Source organism: Acinetobacter corruptisaponis (assembly GCF_030053775.1).
GTDB lineage: Bacteria > Pseudomonadota > Gammaproteobacteria > Pseudomonadales > Moraxellaceae > Acinetobacter > Acinetobacter corruptisaponis.
In genome coordinates this window covers 2,051,927-2,078,122 of sequence record NZ_CP125669.1, presented here as the reverse complement: position 1 = coordinate 2,078,122, position 26,196 = coordinate 2,051,927, and the positions used below count along the sequence as shown (strand labels likewise).

The following is a 26,196-nucleotide window of genomic DNA, read 5'->3' as shown; positions in this document are numbered from 1 at the left end:
TTGTCATCCAACTTGAATCTCAAGGCATTAGCTTAGCCGTACAAAACAAATGTATGGAAGTTGATGATGAAATTTAAGATTTCAGTTTTATTGACGGCACTGCTGTCAGTGGGGATGGTTGGCTGTGAAGATGATCAGGACATTTTGCCGAAAGAAGAGGTGCAGCCAAAACCAGAAGTGGTTGAGCCGAAGCCTGAACCTAAGCCAGAGGTTGAAGCAACGCCAGAGCATATTCAACTCAGCTTGTTGGGACGTTATGAAGCGGGTGCGTTTGGTGTCAGTGCCGCGGAAATTCCAGCCTATGATCCTGCAACGAAACGCGCGTTTATTGTCAATGCCAAAGCAGGTGCATTGGACGTACTTGATTTATCCAATCCAGCCCAGCCTGTGTTGCTGAAATCGCTGACTGTAACAGATATTGCTGCGGGTGCAACCGTGAATAGTGTCAGTATTCGTCAGGGGATTATTGCGATTGCCATTGAAGCAGGCAAGAAAACCGATACAGGTTTTGTCGCTTTTTATCAGGCAAGTGATTTAAGCCGTCTAAGCTATGTGCCTGTGGGGGCATTGCCTGATATGTTGACCTTTAGTCCAGATGGTCAAACGGTATTGGTTGCCAATGAGGGTGAGCCGTCGGATGATTACAAAATTGACCCTGAGGGTTCAATCAGTGTGATTAATGTCAGTGACATTCATAAGCCAACCGTGAAAACAGCAGATTTCAAGGCATTTAATAATCAAAAAGAAGCATTGCTTGCCAAGGGTGTGCGTATTTATGGGCCGAACGCCAGCGTTGCCCAAGATTTAGAGCCTGAATATATTGCGGTTTCCAGTGATGGCAAAACCGCCTGGGCAAGCCTACAGGAAAATAATGCGATTGCGGTGATTGATATTGCCACAGCAACCGTGACTTCAATTGAGGCATTGGGACTGAAAGATCATGGTTTAACGGATAGCTCATTTAAATCCATGCTGGATAGCAGCAAAAATTCAAGTAATGCATTGGATGTGAGCGATTTTGATGGCAAGAAAACCGTACAGGATATTCTGATCAAGGCATGGTCGGGCCTGAAAGGGATGTATCAGCCAGATAGTATTGCTGCATATACCGCAGCGGATAATAAAACCTATTTGATTTCTGCCAATGAAGGCGATTCGCGTGCATGGGGCGAGACGACCGTAGAATATTTTGGTCTGACTAAGCCAAAAGATTTAGAGAAAAATAAATTAAAACGTTGTGATAACGACAACAGCAAAGGCTTTGTTGAAGAATGGCGTGTGAAGCACTTGGTGCATAAAGATGGTTTTGACCGCCGTTGTGCCGATGATCTACCTGCACATTTACGTGATCTCGCTGCAGGTGCACACCTGAATCCAACTGTGTTTAGCTATTGTGGTGCAAGCAAAGGTGATGCAGGCAACTGCCGTGATGATAACCAGTTAGGTCGTTTAAAAGTGACATGGACACAAGGTTATCAAACTGAAAATGGTAAACCTGTTTACTACTCCAAAGCAGGCGATAAAATCGGGGTCAATGGTAATCCACTCACTGACTATTTGATGTATGACGCGTTATATGTATTGGGTGGCCGTTCATTCTCGATTTGGGACACGCAGAATCAGGTCAAGATAGCTTATGATTCAGGCGACTTTATTGAACAATACCTGAATAGTGATCAGTGTAAGTTAGGTAAGGCGCGTAACATTCCATGTAAAAACTGGTTTAACAGCAACCATGAAAAAGGCAATACACTGGGTGGACGCAGCAGTAACAAAGGCCCAGAACCAGAAGGTCTGACCATTGGTAAAATTGGCAATAACCAATTCCTGTTCTTAGGCCTTGAGCGTATGGGTGGGGTGATGGTCTTTGATGTGACCCAGCCAAAACAACCGATTTTTCAGGATTATTTAAATACCCGTGAAATCTGGGATGAAGCAGATCCATCAAAGAACTTGTCTGCACATGGTGATCTAGGCCCAGAGGGATTGATCTTTATTGCCGCCAAGGATTCACCAAATGGCAAACCAATGTTGATCGTTGGTAATGAAGTCAGTGGTTCAACCGCGATCCATCAGGTCAATACACAGTAAAAAATAAAGCGGATCACCAGATCCGCTTTTTTATGTTCTTTTTAAACCCTGATATGTTCAGGACTATTCAGATTTTTGATGACATTGGAAATCTGCTCAGGACTTTCACAAATAATCAGTTTGGCACGATGCTGGGGCGGTAAAAAGCCCTCATCAACGGCATGGTCAAGCTGGGCAATCAGCGCATCATAAAAACGGTTGACGTTATAGATAATCATCGGTTTCTGGTGCTGGTTGAGCTGTCCCCAGGTGGCGATTTCCAGAATCTCCTCAAACGTTCCCAATCCGCCTGGCAGGGCGATAAAGGCGCTGGCACGTTCCGCCATCAAGGCCTTGCGTTCATGCATGCTTTTGACGATATGCAGTTCGGTCAACTGGCTGTGTGCAATTTCATAGTCCAGCATAAATTCGGGAATCACCCCAACCACTTCACCGCCATGCTCGAGCACGGTGTCGGCAACCTGACCCATCAGCCCAATGCTGGCCCCGCCATAGACGATTCCGAAACCCTGCATGGCAATATGCTGGGCCAGTTCAATGGCTGTGTCACGGTAAATGGGTTTGTTGCCTGCACGGGAACCGCAATATAAGGCAATCAGGGATTGGGTGGTTTTGATGGGAGATGTTTCGTTGTTGTCAGTCATTTTTACAATACTATTCATTCAGTTTATTTTTACCTTATCATTTTCACTGTCGTTGTCTAGGTTAAATGACTTTTATGACAGTTTGATGCACACTTTCCGTACAGGCTTCTCTGTAAACTTTAGAAAAAAATTACCAAGATCATCCCCATAAAAATGATGAATTTCACCGCAATCTTGCCTATACTGAAAATCCTTTTATTAATCTATGTACCTCTATGAGTAGTGGTTGTTGTCGCTCCGCTTTGTTCTTTTTTCCTATAAAAAATGTTTTGGCTACCTGTGCCGACCTTTTAGATTTTAAATTTCATCATAACACTGCCAATTTTGCAGAGGAGTCAGCTCAATGATTCTGGAATGGATGTCCGACCCCTCTGCATGGGTTGGTCTGGCGACATTGGTTGTACTTGAAATTGTACTGGGTATTGATAACCTGGTCTTTATTGCCATTTTGGCAGAGAAACTACCACCGCACCAACGTAACGCCGCCCGTAGGGTGGGATTGGTGCTCGCATTGCTGATGCGTCTGGTGCTGCTTGCATCCATTGCATGGGTGGTGACCCTAACCGAACCACTATTCCATATATTTGGCCATGCTTTCTCAGGTCGAGACCTCATCCTGTTGTTCGGTGGTGTGTTCCTGTTGTTTAAGGGAACCATGGAGTTGCATGAACGGATTGAGGGCAAGCAGGCATTAAAAGAGGAAAACCCTGTCCATGCCGCGTTCTGGATGGTGGTGGTGCAGATCGTGGTGCTGGATGCCGTATTCTCACTTGACAGCGTGATTACCGCCGTGGGGATGGTGAAAGAGCTTTCCATCATGATGATCGCGGTGACCATTGCAATTGGTATCATGCTGCTGGCGTCACGCCCGTTGATGGATTTCGTCAATAAGCATCCAACCGTGGTGATCCTGTGTCTTGGTTTCCTGATGATGATTGGTTTCTCACTGGTGGTGGAGGGCTTCGGTTTCCATATTCCGAAAGGCTACCTCTATGCGGCGATTGGTTTCTCTGTGCTGGTCGAAATGGTCAACCAAACCATGCGCCGCAATCAGGAGAAACTGGTCACCACCACGGATTTACGCTACCGCACCGCATCGGCTGTTTTGCGTATGCTTGGCAGTAAGGGCAATGGTGGTGAAGGGCAGAACAACGAGTCTGAAGATGTGTTGGCGACACAGGCCTACGCCAAGGAAGTGTTTGATGAGGACAATGGCGTTTACCACAGCGTACTGGTGCAGGGCGTATTGGGTCTGTCTGAGCGTCCTGTAAAATCGGTAATGACACCACGTCCTGAACTGGAATGGCTGGACCTTGAGGCTGACCCAGCTGAATTGAAAGAACGCTTGATGGCAATGACCCATTCACGCCTGATCATTGCACGGGGTGAGCTGGATAATATTGAGGGCGTGGTACTGACCCATAAAATTCTCAATGAATACATTGAAACAGGAACGATTGATTTCAGTAAACATCTGCGTGAACCTGTGATTGTGCATGAAAATGCTCAGGTGTTGATGGTGATGGAGCAACTGCGTCAGGCACCGTTACAAATGGCAATCGTACTGAATGAATATGGTTCGATTGAGGGCATTGCCACACCAATTGACGTACTGGAGGCGATTGCAGGTGAATTCCCTGATGAGGACGAACTTGAGGCAGCGGCGGAAAGTCTTGAAGATGGTTCCATGATATTGGAGGGTTCAACCGATATTCGCCATGTTTCATTGCTGCTGGGTAAAGATCTGGTGGATGAAAGTGAGGAATACTCAACCCTGTCTGGTTATCTCCTGTTCCATTTGGGCCGTTTACCTGAAAATGGTGAGACGGTTGAAGCAGATGGCTACCGCTTTGAAGTGGTGACCATGGATGGGCACAAGATTGAGAAAGTGCGCATTATCGCGGAAGAGAAACAGGCAGAGAAGTAATTAGTTTCCATCTCAATAGCCTTTGAGTTTGATCTTGTTGTACAAGATTTTCTCAGGGCTATTTTTATTTGAGGGTTGAAAATGACCTCCTTGGAAAACTGTCCATGTGGACAGGGGCAATATGTAGCGTGCTGCCAGCCCCTGCATTTGAAACAGAAAACGGCCCAAACTGCTGAACAGTTGATGCGTTCACGCTATAGCGCCTTTGCCTTGCAGCAGATTGACTACATTCTGGAAACCACGGCGTTGGGACAGCAGGCTTTTTTAGACCGCGCCGCAATTGCGGATTGGAGCAAGGCGAATCAGTGGCTGAAACTGGAAGTGGTACAACACCAGCCCAAGCTTGATAAAAGCCATGCCTTGGTAGAATTCAAGGCCTATTACCATGATGGAAAACAGCAAGAAGTTCATCATGAGGTTTCACATTTTGTGTTGCATCAGCAACACTGGTATTTTCTTGATCCAACGCTGGATATGCAGATCATCATGAAACAACCCTGTATCTGTGGCTCGGGGAAAAAATTTAAGCAATGCTGTGCGCAATTCATCTAAGTTTGACTTAAAATAGCGCACACTTTTATGCCTGATTTAAGGATGTAGGCAGATGTTGCTCACCGTGATTTATATAATTGCCATCACTGCGGAAGCCATGACAGGTGCACTGTCGGCAGGGCGACGGAGTATGGACTGGTTCGGTGTGGTGCTGATTGCCTGTGTCACTGCACTGGGTGGTGGCTCCGTGCGTGATGTGTTGCTGGGACATTATCCTCTAACTTGGGTCAAGCATCCTGAATATCTGGTTTTGACCTGCTGCGCGGCATTTGTCACCATCATTATTGCCAAATGGATGAAGCATTTACGCAGTGTGTTCTTATTGCTTGATGCTATGGGATTAATTGGTTTCACCATCATTGGCTGTCAAATTGCCTTGTCGATGGGACATGGTTTTGTGGTTTCCGCCGTGGCTGGGGTGTTAACAGGGGTATCGGGGGGTATTTTGCGCGATATCCTGTGTAATGATGTACCGTTGGTATTCCGTCGTGAGCTGTATGCCAGTATTTCCTTTGTTGCGGTGATTTGTTATTGGGTTTGCCTGGAAATTGGGCTACCACATGATCTTACCGTAATTTTTACATTGGTTTTTGGTTTTACCTTGCGTGTAATCGCAATTTATTTTGGTCTGGAAATGCCAAAATTTATTTATAAGGAAGATGATGCTGAGTCTGCATCTTCAACGGATGAGCATTGATTTGAATTATAGGGAACTTGTCTGCAAGAAAGGCAAAGACATTCTTATAATTTCTTAGATGAAAAGAATGAGAACCGTGGAAATAAGCTCTCATTTTACAACTTATAACATGGTAAGCAGGTTATCTTTAATGAAATAGCGAGGATAAGCAATGAGATGATCTGGACCAAGTTTTTTAATATTTGTGATGAAGTCTGTAAGATCTGATGGATCTAGGCCGACAAAAGAATCTAGAGCATAGTTCCACCATTTAATATGTTTAAGCTCAGAGACAAGATGAGGCTCGAATCGCATACGAATTTTCTTGGCGGGTACGCCGCCGTAAATTGTATAAGGCTCAATATCCTTGGTAACTACAGCACCAGCGGCAATAACAGCGCCATCGCCAATGTGGACACCACGACAAATTACCACATTTGCACCAATCCAGACATCATTACCAATAATGGGGCGCTGGTGCTTGGAGAGGGATAAGTCCCTGGGCTTTCCAATTCCCGCTGGAATATTCTTGAAAACATGGTTCGATGCATAAAAAAATGGATGAGTAGATACATATTCATACTCATGTTCACCCAAACCAATAATCACATTTGGTGCGACTGAACAAAATCTTCCAATTTCCATGTCACCAATGATGCAGTTGTCACCAAAATAAGTAAAAGCACCTACCTGAATATGTCCCATCACCTTGGCTGATCTTGAGAAATGGCATTGTTCTTCAAAACGGATTGAAGCTGTTTTTACCATGACAGGCATGTTGTTCATTATTGCATTCATCTTTGGTCTTTCTTATCGTTGGCTTAATGTATAAACAAAAAGCGATTTACTTATACGGCAAATCGCAATTGTCTGGTTCAGCGTCCAATCATACGTCTAACGACTTTTTTGGCAAAACGGCCCATTTCATGTTGTTCATCAAATAACTCTTTAAAGACCTGTACATTTGGGTTTTTAGCATCGGCAAAAAACTGATAGGGATTTCTTGAAAGTTTTGCCAATTTTTTATTGAAATGGTCTTCGCTCAAATTCACAACAGCTCTGGCTTTTTCAGTCCAGGTCAAAGGTGGATTCATGCGGGTGACATTGACAAGTTGAGACTGGCCTCCATCTTTTAGGGTTACCTTGGCTACAACTTGAGGCTGTTCAGCATTTGGATTGATTAAATAGTTATAGTAGGTCCTGGCTCCAAATTTCCATTTTGAACGATCCACCAGCTGATTCACCAAATCATTTGTTAAACCAACCTTGGCTGGTGGTTCTGCAATCAGGCAGACTGAACCCCCACCAAATAGATTTTCCACCTCAAAGTTGACAAACATACTTGCATCAAGTCCTGTTGGCTGGCTTGAAAACTTGAAGATCAGTGCTGAGGACAGCAATGGGGAAATTTCATAGTCGTAGGCATAATGACCAAAACGGTTGACAAAATGCTGGATAAAATCATCTGAACCACGATGTATGGCATTGACCAGGTATTGTCGTCTTTCTTCCTCTTCGGCATGTAAAAAGATGAATTTACGTTCTTTTCCTTTGCCCCGAATAGAAAGCAGGCTACCTTCAGGCGAGCTTAATGCTGATTCAAAGATAAAAACGTGGTCATTCAGGGAATGTCTAAAACCGATTTTATGATCGTCAAGATTTTGCAGATAACCTTCAAAGATATCTTTTCTAAATACATCACGGGAATGATGGTGGGTCAGGTAATAGTATCCAGCCAGTGTTTCCAAACCCAACATTTTTTTCAGATACATCTGCATGGAACCGCTATAACCAATATCGACTACGGCACAATCCTTATTCTTTGCATTTTCAATGAAGTTCAGACTGTTTAAATAATCAATATAGTCTTCTCGTTCTGTTTGGGCTTTCGCCAAGATGGTTTCTGAAATTGCCGTTAGGAACTTTTTAAGTTTAGGCTGTTCATAATAAGGACTCACAATATCATTGCGTTTATAGCCATATTGTTTTGTGATTTCGGATGGAATCTCATTCCAGCTTAAGCCGAAACGACTGTCTAATAGGCTTTCTATACTTCTGGCATTGAAATTCTGGTCAACCAGTTCATAAATACAGTCTTCAGAAAGAATGGAGGGCACCATCACCGCTCTGCGAGAGCAATATAGATAGTATGATTTCGGTGCATCCTTAACATCTTTATATAAATCATCATATGCTTTTTTGAGCACCCACCCATCTCTGGCAAGGAAATAGAGGTGATTGATGTTATGAAGCTTGGCCCGATGATATAGCCATTGTACAAAACCCAAAACCAGTGGTCCCAGTGTAGTGAAACCATATTGATATGGATCTGCACTGTAGAAACTTTTAGTATTTTTTCTGTTCCAGACCGCAGAGTAAAATTTGTTGGCAAATATTCCCGCCATGACCGAGGTGGAAATACCTCCCATTTTATGGGCAGGAAGCAGAAACTCTTTACCTAACCTAGACTCCTTAAAATTATCCAATGCCTTAGGGAATATATAGGTTTTCATGCCATATTTTTTGGCCATATCACCATCGGCAATTCGATTGTCACCCACATGCAATAAGCGTGAGGCAGGAACCTTTTGTTTCAATGCCGTTTGAATCCAGTCAATATACTCTGGATATAAAGTTCCATTATGCTTTCTTGTTTTGGTTTCCGCAGAGATCCATAAGGAAGCATAACGGTTGACCTTGATTTTCTTTAGAATGGTTTCAATGACAGTACGGTCATGATAAATATCAGTAATAATGGAGCGTTTTTCAACAAGCAAACTGGCAAAATTATACTCTTTCAGCATTTTTCGTTTAGGGTGCACCAATGCAATTTCCGCATCGATTTCCATCTGCTTAATCTGCGTGACCTTTTCAGTGCCAAGGCCCGTAATTTCTTGGAATTTCTCATAGATTTGATCCAGCGTGACTTCGAATTCGCCATGGGTAGGCCTGCGGACATCAGCCTCAGCCTGCTTCCTAAAGTAATGAAACATAAAATTTTTATTATTTAGATATTTTCTAACCCTAGGTTCAATGAACAGGAATAATTCATGCGGCTCTGCAAAGTCACGTTCGGCCAAGGTATCAAATAAATCAAATGAAACAGCCTTGCATTCCGAAATACTGATACGTAAATAATCTGGAGAAATTCGGTCTTTATACTTCTCTGACTCTTGTTTCAGTAACCAGCCACGAAAATCGCCTATCAGCATTGCCTCAACTTCTTCTGGGGATTTTTGGTGGGCGAATGTATCAAAACCAGCTTCCGAAAGACGATATGCAGATGCGATGCGGGTCAGTATCTCAAGATATTTGGCGCCATCAGCAAAAACTTCAGAACGATATGAAAAGTTTAAATGGGAGAGAAGATAATAGAGTTCAGCATCTTTACTAGACTGTTCCTGACGTAAAACCTTTCCACAGAATGTTGCATAATGGGAACTGTAGGCAAGCACATTTAAATGGGAGGAACCCACCACAAATAATGGTTTTTTCCAGAGGGCCGCCTGATAACCAAGAGATGAAGAAACGGTAACCACACCATCCAAATATGGAATTAAAAACTGTGAGGCCCCATTGATTTTTTCTTCTAAATAAATAAAGTTGGGATATTTATTTTTTAGCTTAACAACGAGATCATCTGATATTTGTCTGCTATAGCCATGTTCAGTCACCACCACACCAATATTATCTGGTGTTTTTAATAAAGTATTCTCTAGTATACTGAGTTGGCTTTGACCGTCAACACATCCATTATAGGCAAAATAATTATCAATTTGACATGCAAATAGAATAACTGAATCAAACTTCGAAATAATATCATCAACTTGTTTCTTTAAGGGCAAATAAGTTGAGAGGCTTTTAGTGACTTCTCTACGGAAACGTGTCAGGACATGTTTTTCCTGACTGGATAAAGTAGCTTTTTGTATTTGCTCTTTAAATTTAGATGCAAAGGCGTTGCCAAATAAGCCAAATGGATCAGCTGTAAACATCGCTGGGTAAGGTGCCCTGGAGAATGCACCAAACATCAGGTTGAGTAAGACTGCTTCTGGATAAGCCCTATTGAGAAAGGGCGCAGGTGACTCATAGGATAGAATCAGGTCTGGTTGAAAGTGCTTGCCAATCAGTTTTTTATAAAATGTTGAGTATTTGTTCAGTGTCTGATGGCTATACTGACCACTTTGCCACATCATGGACAGTTCATATGATTGCCCGTTTAGTGATAAAAGCTTTTCAATGGGGACTATAATCAGGTCAACATAATCATGCTCGATTTTTTGATCTTCAAGTTCATGAGCAATAATATCACTTACAATAATTTTTATATTTAAATCTGGGTGGGCTTGCTTTAATGCCTTTATTTCTGGAAGTAAAATACTTTTTAAACTTGAAAACCTAAATAAAGAATCATTTAGCTCAATATGTGGCTCTAAGTAATATAAAATATTTTTCATTCGAACTTCCTTCACAGAATATTACTAAAATCTACTTTGGTGAATAACTCTGTAAATAAAATTAAGAGTATTAAATTTTTCCTGAAATCTAAATAAACCAAATATTCATCGCTATATTATTTATTTGGTTTTTAGAATTAAGATTAATAATATAAATAGGCGATGTGACGTTTTGATGACGATTTTGTGACAGTAAATTAATAGAAATTCTTATCTTAAGTTTTATATTCTGATTGGTTTTAAAAAGACACCACTTGACGCATAAACAACAACAAACGCTTGTCACATCAGCTTCTCCGTCATAGCATACAAGGCATTGACGATAACAATGATTTTGGATGACTTGCTGATATGACCAGCCTTGCACATCATGCAACAGAAAACCGCTCCGTAGCCGAATTCACAGAACAAGCTTACCTCAATTATGCCATGTACGTGATTATGGACCGTGCACTGCCACATATCAGTGATGGCCTAAAACCCGTACAGCGCCGTATTGTTTATGCCATGAGCGAGCTGGGCTTGAAGTCAACAGGCAAGCCAAAGAAGTCTGCACGTACCGTGGGTGATGTACTCGGTAAATATCATCCGCATGGTGACTCTGCCTGTTATGAGGCGATGGTGTTGATGGCACAGCCATTTAGCTATCGCTATCCACTGATTGAAGGACAGGGCAACTGGGGTTCGCCTGATGATCCAAAATCATTTGCGGCAATGCGTTATACCGAAGCCAAACTTTCTGCCTACAGTGAACTGTTGCTGAGCGAGTTGGGACAGGGCACCAGTGAATGGCAGGACAACTTTGATGGTTCGATGAAAGAACCAATCACTTTACCCGCCCGTATTCCCAATATTCTACTCAATGGTACGACAGGTATTGCAGTGGGTATGGCAACCGATATTCCACCACATAATTTACGTGAGGTGGTGAAAGGGACGATTGCGCTGATTCGTAACCCTGAAACCACCGATGAAAAACTGGCGGAATATATTCCTGCACCAGACTTACCGACCAAAGCTGAAATCATTACCCCGCCTGAAGAGTTGTTAAAGATTCAAACCACAGGGCGAGGTAGCTATCGGGCACGTGCGGTGTATACAGTAGAAAAAAATGAAATCGTGATTACGGAGCTTCCATATCAGGTTTCAGGCTCTAAAGTTGTGACTCAAATTGCCGACCAGATGATTGCGAAGAAGTTACCTCTGGTCGCAGATATTCGTGATGAGTCGGATCATCGAAATCCAACGCGTTTAGTCATTGTATTGCGATCTAATCGTGTCGATGCGGAAACAGTGATGAGCCATTTATTTGCAACGACAGATTTAGAATCAAGCTATCGCGTTAACCTCAACATGATTGGGGCCGATGGTCGTCCGCAGGTGAAATCTATTCGCCGTATTTTATTGGAATGGATCGAGATTCGTAAGCAAACCGTCACCCGCCGTTTGCAATATCATTTAAATAAAATCGAAAAACGTTTGCATATCCTGGCAGGTCTTTTAATTGCCTACCTTGATATTGATACCGTGATTCGCATCATCCGTGAGGAAGACCAGCCGAAACCTGTGTTGATGCAGCATTTTGGTATTGATGACATTCAGGCCGAAGCCATTCTGGAACTCAAACTTCGCCATTTGGCCAAGCTTGAAGAAATGGAAATCCGCCGCGAGCAGGAGGAGTTGGAGGCAAAAGCAGCCATTATCCGTGAACAACTGGCAAATCCAGAATCATTGAAAAGCCTGATTATCAATGAACTGAAAGAAGATGCGAAAAAGTTTGGTGATGACCGACGTTCTCCAATCGTTGCGCGTGCGGATGCCGTCCAGATTAAGGAACAGGATTTAATGCCTGCCGAAACCGTGACGGTGGTGTTGTCTGAGGCTGGGTGGGTACGTGCCGCCAAAGGTGCGGAAGTTGATGCGGCCAACCTGAATTATCGTGCAGGTGACCAATACTTGAGCCATGCTGTGGGTAAAACCAATCAGAGGGTGTATTTCCTTGATGAGACAGGGCGTAGCTATGCCTTGCCAATCAGCAGTTTGCCATCGGCACGTGGTTTGGGTGAACCCCTGAGTTCCAAACTTGCGCCAGCAAGTGGCGTATCCTTTATTCAGGTCTTTATTGAGGATGATAACAGTGAGCTGCTTGCCGTCAGTTCAAATGGCTATGGCTTTAAAACCCAGGCCGCACAGTTGGATACCAACGCCAAGGCAGGTAAAGCGTTCTTAACTGTTGCAGACAAGGCGACCGCCTTGCCATTGCTTCCAATTCAGCAGGCCACCCATGCCGCAATCCTGAGTTCATCAGGCCGTTTACTGATTATTGACTTGGCCGAACTGCCTGTCCTGAACAAAGGAAAAGGTAACAAGTTGATACAACTTGAGGAAAAAGAGCAGATTTTATCCATGACAACCCTGACGTTAGATGAAATAATCCAAGTCGCTGCAGGACAACAGCACTTAAAACTGAAAGGGGATGATCTCCAAAAATATATAGGAAAAAGAGCAACAAAGGGGCAACTTTTACCACGGGGATACCAAAAAGCAAATAGACTCTTCATTCAGAGATAAGGCTAGTATTCTGTAATACAAATACGTTATATATGACAATGTATTCATATTGTTTGAATAGGTTGACAGGGCAATTCAAAAAGTTAAAAAAAATGTTTTGTCATGGAAAGTAACGTTGTTACATTTTTAAGGATTACCACTCGGAGATAATGGCATTATGGAAAAGATTTGGTTTGCTGAATACCAAAAGACAGGAATTCCAGAAACAGTTGCACTGCCTGCTGAAAACACCTCACTTGTTGATATTTTTGAACGCAATTTCCAAAAATTTGGTTCACGTGATGCCTTTATCTTTATGGATAAAGTTTTAACGTATAATGAATTAGAAGTCGCTAGCCGTAAATTCGCAACCTACCTACAAAGCCTTGGTTTGGCAAAAGGATCGCGTGTTGCGGTGATGATGCCGAACGTATTCCAGTATCCAGTGGTGGCATTGGGTGTGTTCCGTGCAGGTCTGGTACTTGTGAACGTGAATCCGCTCTATACAGCGCGTGAGCTTGAGCATCAGTTAAATGACTCAGGTGCTGAAGCACTGGTGATCATTGAAAACTTTGCCAGCGTATATCAAAGCATCATTGGCAAAACACCTGTGAAGCATGTGATTGTTGCCTCTGTAGGGGATATGTTGGGTACGCTTAAAGGCACCATCGTAAACTTTGTTTTACGCAAGGTTCGTAAGCAAATTCCAGCATGGAGCATCCCTGGCCATGTGAAGTTCAACACTGCGTTGAACAAAGTCAGCCCAAGCAACTACAAGCGTCCAAGCCTGACTTTAAGCGACACGGCTGTACTTCAATATACGGGTGGTACAACAGGTGTTTCAAAAGGCGCTGAGTTGACTCACCGTAACCTTGTATCAAACTTATTACAATGTGAAGCCATCTTCTCAAGCAAGTTTGGTGAAGGTGATGGCACCAAAGAAGACCGTATTGTGTGTGCATTGCCGCTTTACCACATCTTTGCATTCATGGTGTGTGCCATGTATGGGATGTATAAAGGTCAGGCCAATATCCTGATTCCTAACCCGCGTGATCTTCCAGCGGTTGTGGGCGAGTTGCGTAAATACCAGCCTTCATTCTTCCCAGCAGTGAACACATTGTTCAATGCCTTGGTGAATAACGAAGAGTTCAAGCAGCTTGACCATAGCAAATTGAAGATGGCGATGGGTGGTGGTATGGCAGTATTGCCATCGACTGCTGAAGCGTGGAAAAAAGTGACAGGCACCATCATCATTGAAGGTTATGGCTTGTCTGAAACTTCACCAGTTGCAACAGCAAACCCACCAGCAACCACGGAGTTCAGTGGCACAATTGGTATTCCATTGCCGTTGACCGAAGTTGCATTGCTTGATGATGATGGTAATGAAGTTGCTCAGGGCGAACAGGGTGAAATCTCGATTCGTGGCCCTCAAGTCATGAAAGGCTACTGGAACCGTCCTGATGAAACTGAAAAAGTCATGACGAAAGATGGTTTCTTCCGTACTGGCGATGTCGGTGTCATGGACACACGCGGTTACTTCAAGATTGTAGACCGTAAGAAAGACATGATCTTGGTATCTGGCTTCAACGTTTACCCAAGTGAAATTGAAGAAGTGATTGCAAAACATCCGAAAGTATTGGAAGTGGCTGCAATTGGTGTTCCAGATGAAAAATCAGGCGAAGTGCCGAAGTTGTTCATTGTGAAGAAAGATCCATCTTTAACCACTGAAGAAGTGCTTGCTTATGCAAAACAAAACCTAACTGGCTACAAGTGCCCACGTTATGTTGAGTTTATGGATGAATTGCCTAAATCAAACGTTGGTAAAATCCTGCGTAAAGATTTACGTAAACCAGCTTAAGCTGTGCTGTAAAAAACGCCGCAATTGCGGCGTTTTTTTATTTAATCTGAGTTAAATATAAAATTCTAAGTGAAATATGATACTCGGAAACGTCATCCGCAATTGTTTGAGACAGGACTCCGTTAATAAAGTATTGTTTCTGCGATTCATTAATTAGCTGATGGTAGTCAACGAGTTTTGCGGATGACAATGCCTTTGCTTACTTTGGGCGAAACCAAAGTAAGGCGAGCCGCAGGTTGATCCTGAAATTGGATGAGCACTCGGCAAGATTCCACCAAGAATTTTTCCAATAAGTTAGAGAAGTCTTGAAGCCTAACTCAGGTTATTTATGATTAGATTTCATTAACCAGCGATCAATATAAGGGCGGCCAATACCCACAATTCCTACAAACACCAGCATGGTGGAAAGCTGAAAGCGTAAACGGCTCGGGTCGATTCCATTAAAGCTAAAATAATTATCGGCAAAGACATACAGCACAATCACCAGTAGCCAGTGCCAAAGAGTGAAACGCTGAATCCCCACCGCATAAAAGGCAATGGTCAGCACCACAAAAGTTCCCAAGGTAGACTGCCAGTTTAAGTTGGCACAAATCACGCTTAGCAGAAATGCCATAATAGGCAGGACCACTTTCAGCGCGCGATCAACCAAAAGCTGATGCTGTCGTTGTTGGGCCAGAACATCAAACATTTCTTTTTGATCTTGAGGTTGCATAACTTGACCTTAAAACAGTATGAAAAACACCACTTCTACACAAAGAAAACAAGTAACCTTGCATTCAGCTACACTTAATTTATCCCATCCACCATCCTCTCATCTTATCAATACAGCATCAAAGTGCTTTGCTAAGGTTCAGGGTTGTGTGAGGAATAGGGCAAATTGTATATTCTTTCTGAGTTACAAACTCTACAATTTGTGTGTAGTGATCACTCACCACTACACGAGGGAATATACAAGATTAAATATTTTTGTACAGGTAAAGCGGCATTGCATTTTTTTTATGCACCAGAATCAGATCATCAGCAGGAAATAATCCAGCAGGCTATCTTGTCTCTCGCCCCAATTCATTCTTAAAAGTTCAACAATAGACCCATCAATAATAGAACCATCAATAATGAATAAAAATATCGCTGCATCCTCCATTGTGGCGCTAGTTTTGATTTTTAACAGTAAAGACCAGATTTGCTCCAGTAGCCATGTTCTATATTCAATAACAATTTGATAGGCGTTGGGATATAACTTCTCGAGCTCAAAAATAGCCTTAAACAGCAAATGATAGGGGCCATTTAAATCAACATGGAGCAGATAGATTTTCCTCAACTGGTCAACCACATTTGAATGACGATAAGCCGTCTTAATATTGCTGATTTTTTCTTCCAGAGTTTCTTTTTGAAAAACAAGGCACAGTTCTATAAGTTTTTCTTTGGACTGAAAATAACGATAAAACGTTGCTTTCGCCACATTGGTTTCCCTAATAATCCGATCCACACCCACCTCTTGAAATCCATACAAGTTAAAAAGATTTCTTGAGTAATCAAGCACTGACAAGGCTCGTGAGGAGATTTGCAAATTTGGTATAAGCACACCACCGAACATAAGTTTTTTTGTTGTATATACATGAGATCAAAACATCAGTGTCTTTTCAGGAACGTAGAAAATAGACAAGACTGTGCCTTAGCCATCTCACATGCTTTATTGTTGATATGATTTTTTAGTTGGTCTGATCTAAAGTTTGTAAAACCTATAGACGATCAAACAGCATGAAAGGTTTGCTGGAATGTATGGGAATAAAGGCTTTGGCAATGATTGCCGATGAAAAAGCAGAAATGGTGCGCATACTAAACCCCTAAATAAAAATAGAAGTTCTACCAAACCATTGCCTGATTATGGTGGCAGAACGAAAGAGGGTTGACAGACTGGGCATACAGAACCAGCACGCGTGAACGCGTCCCTCATCCGTTCTACCGCAAAGGAGGCACGGCTATAGACACTTGAAGTCTTGCCCCAAACCGTTGCGGATGAAGTGTCCGAGTATTATATTTCATCAAGGATTTTATATCGAACTCAGATGATTAAATAGGGTGGCAGAACGAAAGAGGGTTAGCAGACTGGTTTAGACTCCAGCACACCCGAAAGTGTCCCAATCTCGTTCTACCGCAAAGGAGCATAAACACTTGCAGATGACGTTTTCAGACTATATAAAAGAAACACTTGGTGAACAAGCACAAATGAAAATTCGATAGATTATGAGTTATGATAGCATGATCAGAAGAACTTCAAATGATGGATGTGAGCATGCAAGGTATTAGCGGCATTATATTGATTATTATCGTCGCATGTTTGTTGCCGTATGTTTTTACCCTGATTGCAAAATCAAAAGGTGGTTTTCAGGCAAAGGATAACCAGAATCCGCGTGAGTTTCTAGCCAAGACCACAGGTCTGGCGGCCAGAGCCAATGCGGTGCAGCAAAACAGTTTTGAAAGCCTGCCCCTGTTTATTGCCGCAATACTGATGGCCGAATATATGGTGGTGCCAGAGAAATTCATTCTTACCCTGGGCTGGGCATACATCGTATTTCGGGTGATTTACGGAATATGTTATTTGGCCAATCTGGCGACCTTGCGTTCAATCATCTGGTTTTTTTCAATACTTTGTCCCATCTTCCTTTTTGTGATTACCATTAAAATGACCTAAGCAGCGTTGGGCAGAAAATTCACCAGCGCTCAGCATATCTAGCATCATTTTCCTTGTATTCACGTTATAATCTGTCGGATTTTCATCTGACTTCACAATATAAACGAGTGTTGATATGAGTTATAGCAATATTCCTGCGGGTAAAGACGCACCAAACGACATCTATGTCATTATTGAAATTCCTGCAAACGCAGCGCCAATCAAATATGAAATCGACAAAGATTCTGATGCGTTGTTTGTAGACCGTTTCATGGGTACAGCAATGTTCTACCCAGCAAACTACGGTTATGTGCCAAATACATTGTCTGAAGATGGTGACCCATTAGACGTGCTTGTTGTAACTCCACATCCTGTTGCTGCTGGTTCTGTGATTCGTTGCCGTCCAGTGGGCAAACTGAACATGGAAGATGACGGTGGTATCGATGCGAAACTGATCGCTGTTCCACACGAGAAGTTATCTCCACTATATAAAGATGTTCAGGAATATACCGATCTTCCTCCGCTGTTGATCAGTCAGGTTGAGCATTTCTTTGCACACTATAAAGATTTAGAGCCTGGAAAATGGGTGAAAATCAGTGGTTGGGAAAATGCCGCTGTTGCGAAAGAAGAAGTTTTGAAAGCAATCGAAGCTGCTAAAAAATAATTTTAAAAGATAAAGCCTGATTTTATCATCCTAAAATCAGGCTCATAAAAAAACCGCCATTCAATTGAATGGCGGTTTTTTTATGAGTTGATCTAAATTGAATTAGAACAGTTTCACTGGAATATCAAGGAACAGGCGCCATTCATTAGTGTCACCGATGTATGCCTTGTCATAGGCATCGCTGGCACGGTAGTGTGAATAACGTACTTTCAAGCTGGTCTCTTTTGCGAAACCGCTTTGAATCTTGTAAGACACCTGATTGAAGAACTCACGTTCCTTTGCATTGTCATCAACAAGGTTGTTCTTGTTGTCTGTCGCATGGATGTTCCAACCATAGACATAGGCTGATGTCCAGCTTAAACCTGCAAGGTCAAGCGCGGAGAAATCAAAGGTGTATTGAAGCTGGGCCGATTTCTCGCGGTTACCAATAAAGTCAGACAGGTAAGAGTTCGGCAGGTAAATACTTTGTCCACCGTCAGCATTTTGACCATAGTCATAACCGACATTACCCGTGTTTTGTTGGTAAGCCAACATCACAGTGTGTGGGCCTGTGTTATAGGTGGTTGAGAACGCCCAAATATTGTTTTTCTTATCTTCGCTGGCTGGGCCAGTGGCAGAGTAAGTGTTGGCATTCTTGTCAAACTTGGTGTGGTAGCCACTCAGGTCATACGTCAGTGAGCTTTTGTCAGCAAGGGATTGCTTGTAGTTCACATTGGCATAATGACGCTCAAGCGTATCTTTACTGTCCAAACCATAGTATGCCGTATTGAGCTGATCATTCACCTTGTATTTGGCACCCCAAACCACTGCACGGTCCAATTCGTTCTGGTCAGTGGCGATCTGGTCTGGAAGCTGGTTCTTGGTAAATTTACCCGCAGTTAATTCCAGCCCGTTAATTTCACGGCTGGTGATCAAGGTCCCTTCAAAGTATTCAGGCACCATACGCGTGGTCATGCTTGCCAATACAGGCAGGTCGAGAACCTGTGTACCGTAGCGTACAGTGGTGTTTGAGAAACGCGCCTTCACGCTACCACCACCACGGGTCCACTGGTCATAAGGTGAATTGTCATTCTTTCTTGGCACCATGCTGTTGCCAGAATGTTCATTGTCACCAATTTTAAAAGAGAAATCGCCTACCGCACCGACACCAAAACCCACGATGCCTGGGGTAAAGCCTGATTCAACATTCAGCATTGCTGACTGTACCCATGAACTGGTGTCTGGAGCACCATTTTTTTTGTCACGGGAAATATAACCGTTACGTAATAAAAGAGATGCCTGGGTATCTTGCACAAACCCTTTTGCTTCGCTTTGTTCACTTGCATATGTTGAGGAGATCAATGCGGCATTAATCAAAACCGCCAATATAAGTTTCTGTGCCTTTGGCATGCTAAGCCTCATAAATAACAAATTTGGGGAGAGAAACTGAAAATTTGACCAATTGTATAAGTTGTGCGTAAAAAAGATAGATTTTTATTAAAATAATTTAATTAATTTTAAATAAAATACTTATAGGATATTGTGATTTATTTCCCATTTAAAATCGCCATTTGTTTGATTTAATTATTTGATTGTATTTGAATTAATATTTATTTTTGATGATGGTTTTGATGGATTGTTTTTTGATTTATTTTTATTAAAATATGTGATTATTTGATGTATTTTTTCTTTTAATTTAATTATTTATTTACTACTTGGTTAAAAATAGCCCAGCTTGGCTGGCGAAAAACACCATCCCGACGAACGGTATTGGTGCTGAATTACATCTCAGTAGATTCCATCTGGCGCATTGTTCCACTTTTTCTGCACTTTTATTGAACATTTTATCTGGAGAGGGGCTGTAATATGAATTTCAATCATTCCAACGGTTTTCATGGGTTAAAAAAGCATTGTTTTTGTGCGAAAAATAGTCTGGTTTTATTTATGTGCCTTTAAATGGTTCAAATTTCAGCCAAAATCCTGCATCAAGCTTATAAATAATGAGGGTGAAAATGCGTTTTAGCCCTTTAATGATACAAATATGCGATTTTATTGGCTTTTATCGAGTTGGCATAGCCTTTGCAAGATACATTTTGATGCAATTTAAAACATAAATCAGTCAAATATCCATCATGGGGAGATCAAATGATGAAACTTGCATATAAAGCAGTGGCGTTAAGTGTTATGGCGATGGCTTCAACTTTGGCAATGGCTGAAGAATCGAATGCGCTGTCTCAGGCAGGTGTAAGCTTTGCAGGAACTGCTGCCTTAACTTCAGATTACCGTTATCGTGGTGTGACCCAAACTCAAAATGACCCTGCGGTGCAAGTTGGCTTTGCATTAACGCATGAATCAGGCCTTTATGCGGGTGTCTGGGGTTCCAATGTAAATTTTGGTGGTGCTGATCCACATCTTGAGCTAGACCCATATGTTGGCTATGCAACTGAACTGCCATTTGCAGGCAAACCAACCTTGGATGTTGGCCTATGGTATTACGGTTACCCAAGCGCATCAGATATCAATTGGCTTGAGCTTTACGCGAAACTTGGATTCAAGGATGTATTGACCTCTGGTGACAGCTTGTTGGGAGCAGTCAACTATACCAATGACTTTGCTGGTCTGGACGAGAATGGCTGGTATGTAAATGCAACCTATAGTGTGCCGTTTGCCGCTGGCTTTGGTGGTGTGGCAAGTGTTGGCTATACCAAGGTGGATAACTACGACTTTAGCGACAGCGGCAGTGAAGATGACACCTATGTTGACTGGAAAGTGGGCCTAACCTATAACGTGAAGTCTGTTTCTGGCTTGACTGCTGAATTGGCTGCGATTGGCACCAATATTGATGCCAATGCCCAACCATACAAACGCGGTACAGAAACGGGTGCGGTGTTTACCTTAACCAAGGCATTCTAATGTGGCTAGGGATGTGTTGAACTTTTATTTATAAAGGTTTGCCAGATCCTCTAGCGAAGAAAACAGCCAGCACATATGCTGGCTGTTTTTTTTATATCCGAAATTCGCCTAATGTGAGTGATCCATTCAGTATAGGGAAAAGCATTCCTGCACTTTTAGGGCGCACAGGAACGCTAAAAAAAAGCGCCGTTTTCATGCGCCAACATTCTCCATGACTGCACATTATTACTGCACCATATCGGTAAATCCTGAGTAAATGTTAAAATTTATCAGGAGGGGTAATCATAATTAATTTTTATATCTAATTGTTATTTAATATGAAAATATATTATTTTACAAAATTTTTTCTAAAGGTCCTGCATTCCATAAAAACTGGCACAGCATTTGCTAATTACACAGTGATGCAATTCAAAATATGAATCAGTTGAACATCTATAATATGGGGGAGATCAATATGATGAAATTTGCATGCAAGGCTGTTGCTTTAAGTGTTATGGCTGTAACGTCAACTTTCGCTTTGGCTGAGGATAGTAAGCTTCCATTCCCAGGTGAAGTCACAGGTAATATTAGTGCTGTATCCAGCTATAATTTACGTGGCATTACCAATGCACCTGAAAATAGTGGTCCAGCTGTACAGGGTGGACTGGACTATGGCTACAATGGCTTCTATCTAGGTTATTGGTTTTCAACCCTGGATTATTCATATGCCTGCCTAAACCCAGATGGCTGTAGCGATACAAACTCAAGGGATTCTTTTGAAAGTGATTTTTATGCAGGTTATAAAGGCAAAATCACAGATGATCTAGGCTATCAGGTTGGTGGAACAATTTATTATTACTATCCTGGCTGGGAATCAACAGGATATGAAACTTTCCTGGGTCTAAGCTATAAAGAACTCACCGTAACGGCTCAAACGCTACTCAACAACGTTACTTTCGGTAATAAGGGCGACACTTATTTCCTTGCGACTTATGCACCTGCATTGCCTGCTGGTTTTACAGGTAAGGCGCAGATTGGTGCTTATTATTATGGGGATGATGATGAGTTCACTGCAAAAACAGAAAACACCTTTGCTTTCCGTCATGCAACGCTTGGTTTGTCTCATGCTTTAGGTGAAACAGGTGCAAACTGGAGTCTGGATTACATCCTGGGTGGCTATGACCGTACTGACACCAAACAAAAGAACAAGGTTGTGTTGGGACTGGCTTACGCTTTCTAATAACAATAAAAATCAAAGCGACCTCTAAGGTCGCTTTTTTTATGGCCTGATTTTAGGCTGAATTACCCCGATAAGACAGTGCTTCAGTTAAGTGCGAACTTGAAATGATTTCACTTTCTGCCAAATCCGCAATGGTTCGTGCCACCCTTAACACCCGATGGTAGGCACGGGCTGAAAGGTTCAGGCGTTGTTGGGCCATCTCAATAATTTTGCTTGAGCTGTCATCCAGACAGGCATATTGTTCCAGCAAAGTGGGTGAAAGTGCCTGATTTAAACATTGCTGTCGCTGAATTTGCTGTTGATAGGCTTTCATCACCCGCTGACGCACCGTTTCAGAGTTTTCACTCGGTGTCCGTTCCTGTAATTCCTGTGCCTGCAAAGGGGGTACATCAATATGCAGGTCAATACGATCCAGCAATGGGCCAGAAATACGGTTTTGATAGCGCTGGATACTTTCAGGTGAACATTGGCAGCGACTGTCCTGATTAAAGGCATAGCCACAGGGACAGGGATTCATCGCGGCAATAAACTGGAAGTTTGCTGGAAAGGTCATTTGCCGTGCGGCGCGAGAAATGACAATTTCTTTAGACTCAAGTGGCTGGCGTAAAACTTCAAGGACTTTTCGGTCAAACTCAGGCAATTCATCCAAAAATAACACACCTAAATGGGCCAGGGTAATTTCACCTGGTTTGGGTTGTGAGCCACCCCCAACCAATGCAATTGCCGAAGCAGTATGGTGCGGTGCGCGAAACGGCCTCTGCCCGAAAGTGTGCTGAGCATTTGCAACTGAGTAGATGCTGGCAACCTCTAAATTTTCCTGTGCATTTAATGGCGGCAAAATAGAGGGTAAACGCGAGGCGAGCAGGGTTTTACCTGTGCCTGGCGGCCCCTTAAATAATAATGAGTGTCCACCTGCCGCGGCAATTTCCAGCGCACGGCGGGGGCGTAACTGTCCTTTGACATCGGCAAGGTCAAATGGATAGCGTGAGGATGCCGCAGTTGATTTTTGTGGTGCAGCTTTTAGTGGCGAACTGCCCAGAAAATGTGCACACACTTCCTGTAAATGATTGGCTGCATACACTTCAAATTCAGGTAGTTGGCTGGCTTCATCAAGATTGGCGGTTGGCAGTAACAAGCGATGTTGTGCCTGCTGGCAAGCCATGGCAATGGTCAATGTCCCTGAAACAGGGCGTAAATGCCCATCCAGTGCAAGTTCACCAATAAACTCAAAACCATCGGTACAGTTTTCGGGTAACTGTCCAGAGGCGATCAGAATACCCAGTGCAATCGGCAAGTCTAAACGGGAACCATCCTTGGGCAGGTCTGCGGGTGCCAGATTAATGGTTAAGCGCTTGGTTGGAAAAAGAAAACCACTGTTGATAATCGCAGAGCGCACACGATCCTTGCTTTCACGGACTGCGGCTTCAGGCAACCCCACAATGGTCAAGGAGGGTAGGCCTGAGCTGATATGGACTTCCACTTCGATCTGAGGGGCATGTAGCCCCAGTAAGCCCCTCGTATAAATTTTGGCAAAAGACATTTTGTTATTGTTCCATCATGGTGCTTTATTTTTAGTCATTGTTCAGTATTGGTTGCACTGAGTTGGTGCTTATTTTTTGTTCTGCACCATTTCTTCAAGTGTTTTCATTTGCTGTTGTAACTCACTCAAGCGCTGGTTGGCCAAATTCAGTGCTGTTCGCTGACGATCCAGCTCCTGTTTTGAAACCAGGTCCAGTTTTTCGATACTTTCATTCAGGAGGGCGCGTAAATTTTTTTCTAAATCTTTTTTCGGCTGGTCAACTTGCTGCAAAATGGCTTGTAAAAGTGTCTCAATCATAAAGTGCTCAATCGGTTATGGGTATTTGTTGCCCAGTGTATCACTGCTCACCGCATTCCCATAGCCTTGTGCATCATGGCTGGATGAGTGACTGATAAATCTAGCTAAATAGTCGCAGTTGAAACTTATTTTCGATTGGGCATCTACATCTTCAAGGCTAAATAGGTTATAAAGAAAGCTTGTGTCCAGTATTTTAAAACCCCCAACCTTTAAATATTGGCATGAAAATTGAACATAAAACCTTACTGGTGAAAATAAGCCGAAGGAAAACAAACATGAAGCTTGTAACTGCAATTGTAAAACCATTCAAATTGGATGACGTGCGTGAAGCACTCTCTGATATTGGTGTTCAAGGGATTACCGTAACTGAAGTCAAAGGTTTCGGGCGTCAAAAAGGTCACACAGAACTGTACCGTGGTGCAGAGTATGTGGTTGATTTCCTACCAAAAGTAAAGATTGAAATTGCGATTAGCGATGAAATGGTTGATGCGGTGATCGAATCAATTACCCGTGTCGCAAGCACAGGAAAAATCGGTGACGGAAAAATCTTTGTCACCAATCTAGAACAAGTCATCCGTATTCGTACTGGTGAGACTGGGCCAGACGCTGTCTAAATTGGCATAAAGTTTGCTGAGTTAGAAATTAAGACAGATAGCTCACAAAATAAGGTTGGGGGACACGAATGAAAAAAATGCTTATGGCGCTCAGTCTATCTGGCGCACTCTTAGGTGGCTCTGCTGTGGTCTGGGCAGAAGACGCCGCATCTACACCAGTCGCTGCTGAACAAACTATGGCGGCAACTGACACTGCGGCTACAACACCAGAAACTGTGGTGGCTGAGGCGCCTGCAACTGAAGAGGCAGCTCCTGCCGCTGAAGCTGCACCGACAGTGGATACAGGTGACACGGCGTGGATTCTGGTTTCAACAGCGTTGGTTCTGTTAATGACCATTCCAGGTTTGGCTTTATTCTACGGTGGTATGGTACGTAAGAAAAACGTACTGAGCACCATGATGTTCAGCCTTTCTGCGGCAATTCTGGTCAGCTTGATCTGGGTGATTGCAGGTTACTCACTTGCGTTCTCTGGTACTGGCGCATACTTTGGCGACTTGTCGAAAGCCTTGCTGAATGGTGTTGCATTCGATGCCTTGAGTGGAACCATTCCTGAAAGCCTGTTTGTTATTTTCCAAATGACCTTTGCCATTATTACTGTTGCGATTATTAGCGGCTCAATTGCAGACCGTATGAAATATTCAGCATTCATGGCATTCATCGCAGTTTGGGTGATCCTGGTTTACGCACCAATCACACACTGGGTTTGGGCAGCGGATGGCTGGTTATTCAAGGCAGGCGCACTGGACTTTGCTGGTGGTACAGTGGTTCACATCAACTCAGGTGTTGCTGGTCTGGTTGCTGCATATATGCTGGGTAAACGTACAGGCTTGGGCCGTGAGTCAATGGCGCCGCATAACCTGACTTTAACTGTTGTGGGTGCAAGCCTGATCTGGGTGGGTTGGTTCGGCTTTAACGGTGGTAGCGCATTGGGCGCTGGCGCTCGTGCAAGTATGGCAATCCTGGTCACTCAAGTCGCTGCTGCCGCTGCTGCATTCTCCTGGTTGGTGGTTGAGCGTGTCGTTCGTGGTAAAGCCTCAGTTCTTGGTGGTGCTTCTGGTGCGGTTGCTGGTTTGGTTGTGATTACACCTGCTGCTGGTTTCGTTGGTGTCGGTGGTGCGTTGGTGATGGGCCTGATCGGTGGCGTGGTTTGCTTCTGGGGGATTACTGCACTGAAACGCCTACTTAAAGCAGATGATGCATTGGATGCCTTTGGTCTACACGCTGTGGGTGGTATGGTAGGTGCCGTATTAACAGGTGTCTTCTATAGCGATGAAATTATCAAGGCGGCTGGTGTGGTTCTTGCTCCAACATTTGCAGGTCAATTGTGGATTCAAGTTGAAGGTGTGTTGGCAACCATCGCATATAGCGCAGTGGTGACATTCATTATCCTTAAAGTGATTGATCTGGTGATTGGTATCCGTGTCAGCGCTGATGACGAACGTATGGGTCTTGACCTAAGCCAACATGGCGAACGTATCGAATAACTGATTATTCAGTGATCCCAAAACAGCCCATCAGGGCTGTTTTTTTTATGTATTTATCCTTGA

The 26,196-nt window shown here is 43.1% G+C and carries 20 protein-coding genes; 12 read left to right on the top strand and 8 right to left on the bottom strand.

Features of this window, described 5'->3' with window-relative positions:
* Nucleotides 1-66 precede the first annotated feature (66 nt).
* On the top strand, nt 67-2,091 hold the full coding sequence (locus tag QLH32_RS09815; protein WP_283266084.1) for a choice-of-anchor I family protein: 2,025 nt from the start codon (nt 67-69) through the stop codon (nt 2,089-2,091).
* Nucleotides 2,092-2,132: 41 nt separating this feature from the next.
* On the opposite strand, the gene QLH32_RS09810 is transcribed toward QLH32_RS09815, so the two are convergent.
* Nucleotides 2,133-2,753: an LOG family protein gene (locus QLH32_RS09810; protein WP_283266083.1), complete on the bottom strand. Its 621-nt coding sequence runs from the start codon at nt 2,751-2,753 to the stop codon at nt 2,133-2,135.
* 325 nt (nt 2,754-3,078) lie between these two features.
* On the opposite strand from QLH32_RS09810, the gene QLH32_RS09805 reads away from it, so the two are divergent.
* The 3 genes from QLH32_RS09805 to QLH32_RS09795 all read left to right on the top strand — a co-directional run bounded on the left by QLH32_RS09805 (nt 3,079) and on the right by QLH32_RS09795 (nt 5,911).
* A complete protein-coding gene (locus QLH32_RS09805; RefSeq protein WP_283266082.1) occupies nt 3,079-4,662 on the top strand; it encodes a TerC family protein in 1,584 nt (527 codons plus the stop codon).
* Nucleotides 4,663-4,743: 81 nt separating this feature from the next.
* Nucleotides 4,744-5,214: a YchJ family protein gene (locus QLH32_RS09800; RefSeq protein ID WP_283266081.1), complete on the top strand. Its 471-nt coding sequence runs from the start codon at nt 4,744-4,746 to the stop codon at nt 5,212-5,214.
* 52 nt (nt 5,215-5,266) lie between these two features.
* Nucleotides 5,267-5,911 carry a trimeric intracellular cation channel family protein gene (locus QLH32_RS09795; protein WP_267981608.1) on the top strand — a complete coding sequence of 215 codons (645 nt, stop codon included), beginning with the start codon at nt 5,267-5,269 and terminating at the stop codon, nt 5,909-5,911.
* Between the two features lie 102 nt (nt 5,912-6,013).
* Here QLH32_RS09795 and QLH32_RS09790 read toward each other — a convergent pair whose 3' ends face one another.
* The gene (locus QLH32_RS09790; RefSeq protein ID WP_283266080.1) at nt 6,014-6,688 is read right to left on the bottom strand and encodes a CatB-related O-acetyltransferase; all 675 of its coding nucleotides are present in this window, start codon (nt 6,686-6,688) and stop codon (nt 6,014-6,016) included.
* A gap of 77 nt (nt 6,689-6,765) precedes the next feature.
* Complete coding sequence (locus QLH32_RS09785) at nt 6,766-10,344, bottom strand: hypothetical protein (protein WP_283266079.1); 3,579 nt, start codon at nt 10,342-10,344, stop codon at nt 6,766-6,768.
* 351 nt (nt 10,345-10,695) lie between these two features.
* On the opposite strand from QLH32_RS09785, the gene parC reads away from it, so the two are divergent.
* Together parC and QLH32_RS09775 are read left to right on the top strand one after the other, a co-directional pair.
* On the top strand, nt 10,696-12,915 hold the full coding sequence (parC, locus tag QLH32_RS09780) for a DNA topoisomerase IV subunit A (protein WP_283266078.1): 2,220 nt from the start codon (nt 10,696-10,698) through the stop codon (nt 12,913-12,915).
* Nucleotides 12,916-13,072: 157 nt separating this feature from the next.
* Nucleotides 13,073-14,752 carry an AMP-binding protein gene (locus QLH32_RS09775; RefSeq protein WP_283266077.1) on the top strand — a complete coding sequence of 560 codons (1,680 nt, stop codon included), beginning with the start codon at nt 13,073-13,075 and terminating at the stop codon, nt 14,750-14,752.
* A gap of 322 nt (nt 14,753-15,074) precedes the next feature.
* Here the strand turns inward: QLH32_RS09775 and QLH32_RS09770 are convergent, their stop codons facing one another.
* Together QLH32_RS09770 and QLH32_RS09765 are read right to left on the bottom strand one after the other, a co-directional pair.
* Entirely contained in the window at nt 15,075-15,464 is a 390-nt protein-coding gene (locus tag QLH32_RS09770; RefSeq protein WP_283266076.1) for a hypothetical protein, read from the bottom strand.
* A gap of 297 nt (nt 15,465-15,761) precedes the next feature.
* Nucleotides 15,762-16,328 carry a TetR/AcrR family transcriptional regulator gene (locus QLH32_RS09765; protein ID WP_283269313.1) on the bottom strand — a complete coding sequence of 189 codons (567 nt, stop codon included), beginning with the start codon at nt 16,326-16,328 and terminating at the stop codon, nt 15,762-15,764.
* Between the two features lie 717 nt (nt 16,329-17,045).
* On the opposite strand from QLH32_RS09765, the gene QLH32_RS09760 reads away from it, so the two are divergent.
* The gene (locus QLH32_RS09760) at nt 17,046-17,444 is read left to right on the top strand and encodes an MAPEG family protein (RefSeq protein WP_267981602.1); all 399 of its coding nucleotides are present in this window, start codon (nt 17,046-17,048) and stop codon (nt 17,442-17,444) included.
* A gap of 115 nt (nt 17,445-17,559) precedes the next feature.
* Nucleotides 17,560-18,087: an inorganic diphosphatase gene (ppa, locus tag QLH32_RS09755; RefSeq protein WP_005060879.1), complete on the top strand. Its 528-nt coding sequence runs from the start codon at nt 17,560-17,562 to the stop codon at nt 18,085-18,087.
* A gap of 102 nt (nt 18,088-18,189) precedes the next feature.
* On the opposite strand, the gene QLH32_RS09750 is transcribed toward ppa, so the two are convergent.
* Nucleotides 18,190-19,476, bottom strand: a complete 1,287-nt coding sequence (locus QLH32_RS09750; RefSeq protein WP_283266075.1) for an OprD family outer membrane porin — start codon at nt 19,474-19,476, stop codon at nt 18,190-18,192.
* A 735-nt stretch (nt 19,477-20,211) separates the two neighbouring features.
* Here QLH32_RS09750 and QLH32_RS09745 point away from each other — a divergent pair.
* Both QLH32_RS09745 and QLH32_RS09740 read left to right on the top strand, forming a co-directional pair.
* The gene (locus tag QLH32_RS09745) at nt 20,212-20,979 is read left to right on the top strand and encodes a TorF family putative porin (RefSeq protein WP_283266074.1); all 768 of its coding nucleotides are present in this window, start codon (nt 20,212-20,214) and stop codon (nt 20,977-20,979) included.
* A 454-nt stretch (nt 20,980-21,433) separates the two neighbouring features.
* Nucleotides 21,434-22,198 carry a TorF family putative porin gene (locus tag QLH32_RS09740; protein WP_267981600.1) on the top strand — a complete coding sequence of 255 codons (765 nt, stop codon included), beginning with the start codon at nt 21,434-21,436 and terminating at the stop codon, nt 22,196-22,198.
* A 52-nt stretch (nt 22,199-22,250) separates the two neighbouring features.
* On the opposite strand, the gene QLH32_RS09735 is transcribed toward QLH32_RS09740, so the two are convergent.
* Both QLH32_RS09735 and QLH32_RS09730 read right to left on the bottom strand, forming a co-directional pair.
* Nucleotides 22,251-23,738, bottom strand: coding sequence for a YifB family Mg chelatase-like AAA ATPase (locus tag QLH32_RS09735; RefSeq protein ID WP_283266073.1), 1,488 nt, complete (start codon nt 23,736-23,738; stop codon nt 22,251-22,253).
* A gap of 69 nt (nt 23,739-23,807) precedes the next feature.
* Nucleotides 23,808-24,035 (bottom strand): accessory factor UbiK family protein, encoded by a 228-nt coding sequence (locus QLH32_RS09730; RefSeq protein WP_004674247.1) that lies wholly within the window; start codon nt 24,033-24,035, stop codon nt 23,808-23,810.
* Between the two features lie 275 nt (nt 24,036-24,310).
* On the opposite strand from QLH32_RS09730, the gene glnK reads away from it, so the two are divergent.
* Together glnK and QLH32_RS09720 are read left to right on the top strand one after the other, a co-directional pair.
* Entirely contained in the window at nt 24,311-24,649 is a 339-nt protein-coding gene (glnK, locus tag QLH32_RS09725) for a P-II family nitrogen regulator (protein ID WP_000780326.1), read from the top strand.
* A gap of 68 nt (nt 24,650-24,717) precedes the next feature.
* Nucleotides 24,718-26,133: an ammonium transporter gene (locus QLH32_RS09720; protein ID WP_283266072.1), complete on the top strand. Its 1,416-nt coding sequence runs from the start codon at nt 24,718-24,720 to the stop codon at nt 26,131-26,133.
* Nucleotides 26,134-26,196 lie beyond the last annotated feature (63 nt).